The sequence below is a fragment of the Pseudomonas sp. FG36 genome (genome assembly GCF_057809275.1).
In genome coordinates, this window is sequence record NZ_JBMDJQ010000019.1 from 102,764 (window position 1) to 108,849 (window position 6,086).

At 62.7% G+C, this 6,086-nt stretch carries 5 protein-coding genes; 4 read left to right on the forward strand and 1 reads right to left on the reverse strand.

Annotation, left to right across the window (positions count from 1 at the left end):
- Nucleotide 1: 1 nt before the first annotated feature.
- Nucleotides 2-769 carry a glycosyltransferase family 2 protein gene (locus ACODS9_RS16395; protein ID WP_489094293.1) on the forward strand — a complete coding sequence of 256 codons (768 nt, stop codon included), beginning with the start codon at nucleotides 2-4 and terminating at the stop codon, nucleotides 767-769.
- On the forward strand, nucleotides 762-1,919 hold the full coding sequence (locus ACODS9_RS16400) for an O-antigen ligase domain-containing protein (protein WP_489094294.1): 1,158 nt from the start codon (nucleotides 762-764) through the stop codon (nucleotides 1,917-1,919). The genes ACODS9_RS16395 and ACODS9_RS16400 overlap by 8 nt, the downstream gene beginning before the upstream one ends.
- A gap of 36 nt (nucleotides 1,920-1,955) precedes the next feature.
- Here the strand turns inward: ACODS9_RS16400 and ACODS9_RS16405 are convergent, their stop codons facing one another.
- A complete protein-coding gene (locus tag ACODS9_RS16405) occupies nucleotides 1,956-2,594 on the reverse strand; it encodes a phosphotransferase (RefSeq protein WP_489094295.1) in 639 nt (212 codons plus the stop codon).
- Between the two features lie 110 nt (nucleotides 2,595-2,704).
- Between ACODS9_RS16405 and msbA the strand changes: the two genes are divergently transcribed.
- Both msbA and hldE read left to right on the forward strand, forming a co-directional pair.
- On the forward strand, nucleotides 2,705-4,507 hold the full coding sequence (msbA, locus tag ACODS9_RS16410; protein ID WP_489094296.1) for a lipid A export permease/ATP-binding protein MsbA: 1,803 nt from the start codon (nucleotides 2,705-2,707) through the stop codon (nucleotides 4,505-4,507).
- 131 nt (nucleotides 4,508-4,638) lie between these two features.
- Complete coding sequence (gene hldE, locus ACODS9_RS16415; protein WP_367857799.1) at nucleotides 4,639-6,060, forward strand: bifunctional D-glycero-beta-D-manno-heptose-7-phosphate kinase/D-glycero-beta-D-manno-heptose 1-phosphate adenylyltransferase HldE; 1,422 nt, start codon at nucleotides 4,639-4,641, stop codon at nucleotides 6,058-6,060.
- Nucleotides 6,061-6,086: the final 26 nt, after the last annotated feature.

The following is a 6,086-nucleotide window of genomic DNA, read 5'->3' on the forward strand; positions in this document are numbered from 1 at the left end:
CATGATCTTCAGTGAAAACAGCGAGATCACACTGGTGGTGACCAGCTGTGGTCGTTTTGAACTGCTCAAGCGCACGCTCGAGAGTTTCGATCTCTACAACACGGCGCCCATCCGCGAAGTGTTCATCACCGAAGACTCCGGTGACGAGGCGGTACGCGACTGCATTCCCGAGCACTGGCGCGAGCACACCACCTTCATCGTCAACAATCCCAAGCTCGGGCAGTTGCGTTCGGTGGATGCCGCCTACTCGCAGGTCAAGACGTTCTGGGTGTTCCACTGCGAGGATGACTGGGCGTTCTATCGCCCGGGGTTCGTCGAGGAGTCCCAGGCATTGCTCGAAGCCGACCCGCAAGCCTTGCAGGTCTGGCTGCGCAGCTTCAACCATGACTTGCAGGTGCACAGCCCCTACGTGTTCCTGGAGGCGCGTCAGGTGCTGCAGGGAATTGCCTTCCACAAGCTGGGTTCGCACAAGGCGGAATGGCAGGGCTTCTCGTTCAACCCGGGCCTGCGCAGGCTTGCCGACTACCAGGCGCATGCGCCGTACGCCGCGCATTCGGGTGAGAAGAGCCTGTCGCGGCTCTACGCCGAGCGCGACCGCTACGCGCTGATCCTCGAGAACGACGCGGTGCTGCACACCGGGTTCGGCGAGCATGTGGAAATGCCGGAAGAGAAGATCAAGAAGGCCCGACGCAAGCGCATGGATCGTATCCGCCTGCTGGGCGTGTTGTTTATTGGACTATTGCTTGGATGGGTGTTGAAGGATGTTTGAAGGGATTGGCAGCGATAACCGCACGAGTCGGCGCTATTTCAGCGCGGCGTTGATCGTGTTCCTGGCCAGCTTCGTGCTGATGGCCTCATCGAAATGGACCAACAACATTTTCTACGCCTTCATTGCGTTGCCTGGCCTGGTGTTCCTGGTCAAGGAGCGTGGTGCGGGGCTGTTCAGCGACAAGCTTGGCCTGGCGTGGCTGGTGTTCCTGCTGTGGTTCCTGGTGCCGGCGGCGATTGCCGGTGAGGGGCAGTTCTACAAGCATATCGTCTATGTGACATTGTTTGTCTTCGTCGTGGCCGCGTTGGTGAATCATGATTTCATGCGTTCCTGGGTATTTGCCCGGGCGCTGTTCTGGATCATCTGCCTGTATATCTTCGCCTATGCGCTTTACGCCTATGCGACGGGGTTGTATGCCTTGGGGCAGCGTGTCGATCTGCTGCCGGCGCGAATGGAAAATGTCATCTACGTCAGTATCTGGCTGCTGTGTGCCTTGGCGCTGGCCATGCCGCATTGGTTGCGCAGGCAGCTTTGGGTCGAAGCGTTCGCCGCAGTGGTACTTTCCCTGGTGGCGGTGAGCTTCGTGCTGCAGACCCGCACGGCAATGCTTGGTGCTGCGTTCCTGTTCGCTGCCTGGGCAGTTTGGGCGCTGTGGCGCTTTCCCCGAATCGCTGGTCCATGGCTGCTGGGGTTCGCGGTGCTAGGGGCTATGGTGCTCTGGCTGATCAAGGATGCCAGCTGGGTTCATTCGGTCATCGCCCGTGGTGACTCCTTCCGCGGTGAGCTGTTCCGCGTCATGGTCGGCGAGTGGCAGAACTGTGGCTGGGCCCTGGGCTGCGGGGTGGAGTTCCATACCGACAAGCTGCTTGCCGGCACCATGCCGATCCAGCACCCGCACAATATCTTCGTTGCCTTGGGGCTTTACACCGGTGGTGTTTCGCTGCTGCTGTTCCTGGTCATCGTGGCGATGACCCTGGTCCAGGCCGTGCGCCTGCGCGACCCGTGGGGCATGTACCTGGCCTGTGCCCTGGTCATGCTCAACTTCGACGGCAGCAAGCTGATCGGCAACCCCGACGAGCTTTGGCCGCTGGTCCTGCTGCCAGCAGCCATGGTACTTGGCCGTGGGTTGCAGCAGCGACGTTTGCGCTGATGATGAAGATGGCCGCCTCCGGGCGGCCATCTTCGTTCAGGCCAGTGCGCTGGCCAGGTCCTGGCGGCGGCAGACCTGCTGGCTGGCCAGGTAGGCCTCGATGAACAGGTTGTCGCGGTCACCCAGCAACCATTCCCGATCTTGCCGATACCGCAGCATGTGGCGGAAGTTGCGCTGACGTTGTGATCGGCGAAGTGGCTTGCGGTACATGCGCAGGTCGGCGACATCGATCAACCCCAGCTTGCCTTCGGGCGTCAGTACCACGTTGCCCAGATGCGCGGAGCGGAAGTACACGCCTGACTCGTGCAGCGTCGCGATGAACTGCCCAAGCTGGTCGCGTAGTTCGGGATGCTCGCCGGGTTGCTCCAGTAGTTGACGCAGCGTATGCCCTGGGAGCGGGTCGTAATGCACGGCATCGCGGGCGATCTCGGCAATCCGGTACACCGCCTTGACCTTTGGGCAGGGGATGTCGCGCGCGGCCAGGGCCTTGCAGTTGTCGGCGAAGCGTCGGGCATAGGGATACCAGGCCGCCGAGCTGATCAGGCGCTTGCGCCGGAACAGCTTGAGCATCGTGCCGTCGCGCAGGCGCAGGACCTTGTCGCCAGTGCCGTCGGCTTCGAGGACATGAGCGCCCTCGCGCAGGGCAAGGTAGCGGGCGTGGTCAAGTGCGTGCATCTAGCCTCCAGGGCCATGGGTTCGGGACAGCCGCCTATCTTACCTGCAGCGGGCGGTGCGAGACACCGCGTGTGTTATAATCCCGACTCTTTTTGACCCGACGGATTCTCATGACAGTTCCCGAATCGTCTTCGCCTGCGAGCCTGAAGATCTACCTGCGCCTGCTGGGCTACGTCAAACCTTATATCGGCATCTTCCTGCTGAGCATCGTCGGTTTCGTGATCTTCGCTTCGACCCAACCGATGCTGGCCGGGATCCTCAAGTATTTCGTCGACGGCCTGAGCAACCCCCAGGCGGTGTTGTTCCCCAGCGTGCCTTACCTGCGTGACCTGCAGTTGCTGCAGGCGGTGCCGCTGCTGATCATCCTGATCGCCGCCTGGCAGGGCCTGGGCTCGTTCCTGGGCAACTACTACCTGTCCAAGGTTTCGTTGTGCCTGGTTCACGACCTTCGGGTCGAGTTGTTCAACAAGCTACTGGTGCTGCCCAACCGCTACTTCGACAACCACAACTCCGGGCACCTGATTTCGCGCATCACCTTCAACGTGACCATGGTTACCGGCGCGGCCACCGATGCCATCAAGGTGGTCATCCGTGAAGGCCTGACAGTGGTGTTCCTGTTCGCCTACCTGCTGTGGATGAACTGGAAACTGACCTTGGTGATGGTGGCGATCCTGCCGCTGATCGCGGTGATGGTGAGTACCGCCAGCAAGAAATTCCGCAAGCAGAGCAAGAAGATCCAGGTAGCCATGGGCGATGTCACCCATGTGGCCTCCGAAACCATCCAGGGTTATCGCGTGGTGCGCAGCTTCGGTGGCGAAAGCTACGAAGAGCGTCGCTTCAACGCTGCCAGCCAGAGCAACACCGACAAGCAGCTGCGCATGACCAAGACCGGTGCGTTGTACACGCCGTTGCTGCAACTGGTGATCTACACCGCCATGGCCACGCTGATGTTCCTGGTGCTGTTCCTGCGCGGCGAGGCGTCGGCCGGTGATCTGGTGGCCTACATCACGGCGGCCGGGTTGCTGCCCAAGCCGATTCGCCAGCTCTCGGAAGTCAGCTCGACCATCCAGAAGGGCCTTGCCGGTGCCGAAAGCATCTTCGAGCAGTTGGACGAGAAGCCGGAGGTCGATGCCGGCACCGTGGAGAAGGAACGGGTCGACGGACGCCTCGAAGTACGCAACCTCAGCTTCACCTACCCCGGCACCGAGCGTCAGGTGCTCAGCGACATCAGCTTCACCGCCGAGCCTGGGCAGATGATCGCCCTGGTCGGGCGGTCCGGCAGCGGCAAGTCGACGCTGGCGGCGCTGATCCCGCGGTTCTATCACCACACGGAAGGGCAGATCCTGCTCGACGGCGTGGAAATCGAACAGTACCGCCTGCGCAACCTGCGTCGTCATGTGTCCCAGGTGACCCAGCACGTCACCCTGTTCAACGACACGGTGGCCAACAACATCGGCTACGGTGACTTGGCCGGCGCCCCTCGGGCGGATATCGAGGCCGCCGCCGCCGATGCCTACGCCAAGGAGTTCGTCGACCAGTTGCCCAAGGGCTTCGATACCGAAGTCGGCGAGAACGGTGTGCTGCTCTCCGGAGGCCAGCGCCAGCGTCTGGCGATTGCGCGGGCGTTGCTGAAAAACGCGCCACTGCTGATCCTCGACGAGGCGACCTCGGCCCTGGATACCGAGTCCGAGCGTCACATCCAGGCGGCGCTGGACCACGTGATGGAAGGTCGCACCACTCTGGTGATCGCCCACCGCCTGTCGACCATCGAGAAAGCCGACTTGATTCTGGTAATGGATCAAGGCCGTCTGGTGGAGCGTGGCACCCACGCCGAACTGCTCCAGGCCAATGGCCATTATGCCCGCCTGCACGCCATGGGCCTGGACGAAGCGGAAAAGGCCGACATCACCTGATCGGCCATAGGGTGGGGCCCGCGCGGCCCCGCCAGTCAATCGATACAGCATTGCCGCGGTTGGCCGTAAAGCCCTGCGCAACCCTGTGCTAATATCCTGCCCCTGTTCACTTTTCCAATGATGGGTTGCCCATGAAGTTGTCCATGCCGCGTTTCGATCAAGCCCCGGTATTGGTGGTCGGCGATGTCATGCTCGACCGCTACTGGCATGGCGGTACTTCGCGTATCTCGCCTGAAGCGCCGGTGCCGGTGGTCAAGGTCGATCAGATCGAGGACCGTCCCGGCGGCGCCGCCAACGTGGCCTTGAACATCGCCGCCCTCGGCGCCCCTGCCGCGCTGGTTGGCGTCACCGGCCAGGACGAAGCCGCCGACAGCCTGGCCAACAGCCTGCAGGCCGCAGGCGTGCGCTCGATCTTTCAGCGCATCGCCCATCAGCCGACCATCGTCAAGCTGCGGGTCATGAGCCGCCACCAGCAGTTGCTGCGCATCGATTTCGAAGAGCCCTTCGCCACCGACCCGCTGTCGTTGGGAGCGGAAGTGGATGCCTTGCTCGAAGGCGTCAAGGTCCTGGTGCTGTCCGATTACGGCAAGGGCGCGCTGAAAAATCACCAGTCGTTGATCCAGGCTGCCCGCGGCAAGGGTATCCCGGTGCTGGCCGACCCCAAGGGCAAGGATTTCTCGATCTACCGCGGCGCCAGCCTGATCACCCCGAACCTCAGCGAGTTCGAGACCATCGTCGGCCGTTGCGCCGACGAAGCCGAGCTGGTTGCCAAGGGCCTGAAGCTGCTCGAAGAGCTGGACCTGGGCGCGCTGTTGGTGACCCGTGGCGAGCACGGCATGACCTTGCTGCGCATCGGCCACCCGGCGCTGCACCTGCCGGCCCGAGCCCGTGAGGTGTTCGATGTCACTGGTGCCGGCGATACGGTGATTTCCACTCTCGCCGCGGCCATTGCCGCGGGCGAAGACCTGCCGCACGCGGTCGCCCTGGCCAACTTGGCCGCCGGCATCGTGGTCGGCAAGCTGGGTACTGCCGCCATCAGCGCACCCGAACTGCGTCGGGCGATCCAGCGTGAAGAAGGCTCCGAGCGCGGCGTGCTGGGGTTGGAGCAGTTGCTGCTGGCCATCGATGATGCCCGTGCGCACAACGAAAGCATCGTCTTCACCAATGGCTGTTTCGATATCCTGCATGCGGGCCACGTGACCTATCTGGAGCAGGCCCGCGCCCAGGGCGACCGCCTGATCGTCGCCATCAACGACGATGCTTCGGTCAGCCGCCTGAAAGGGCCGGGCCGTCCAATCAACAGCGTCGATCGTCGCATGGCCGTGCTGGCCGGGCTCGGTGCGGTGGACTGGGTCATCAGCTTCCCTGAGGACACCCCCGAGAACCTGCTGCGCCAGGTCAAGCCGGATGTGTTGGTCAAGGGCGGCGACTACGGTATCGACCAGGTGGTCGGTGCCGATATCGTCAAGGCCTACGGCGGCACGGTGAAGGTGCTCGGCCTGGTGGAGAACAGCTCGACCACGGCGATCGTCGAGAAGATCCGCAAGCACTGAGTCAGTTGCAATCGAGGGGCAACTGC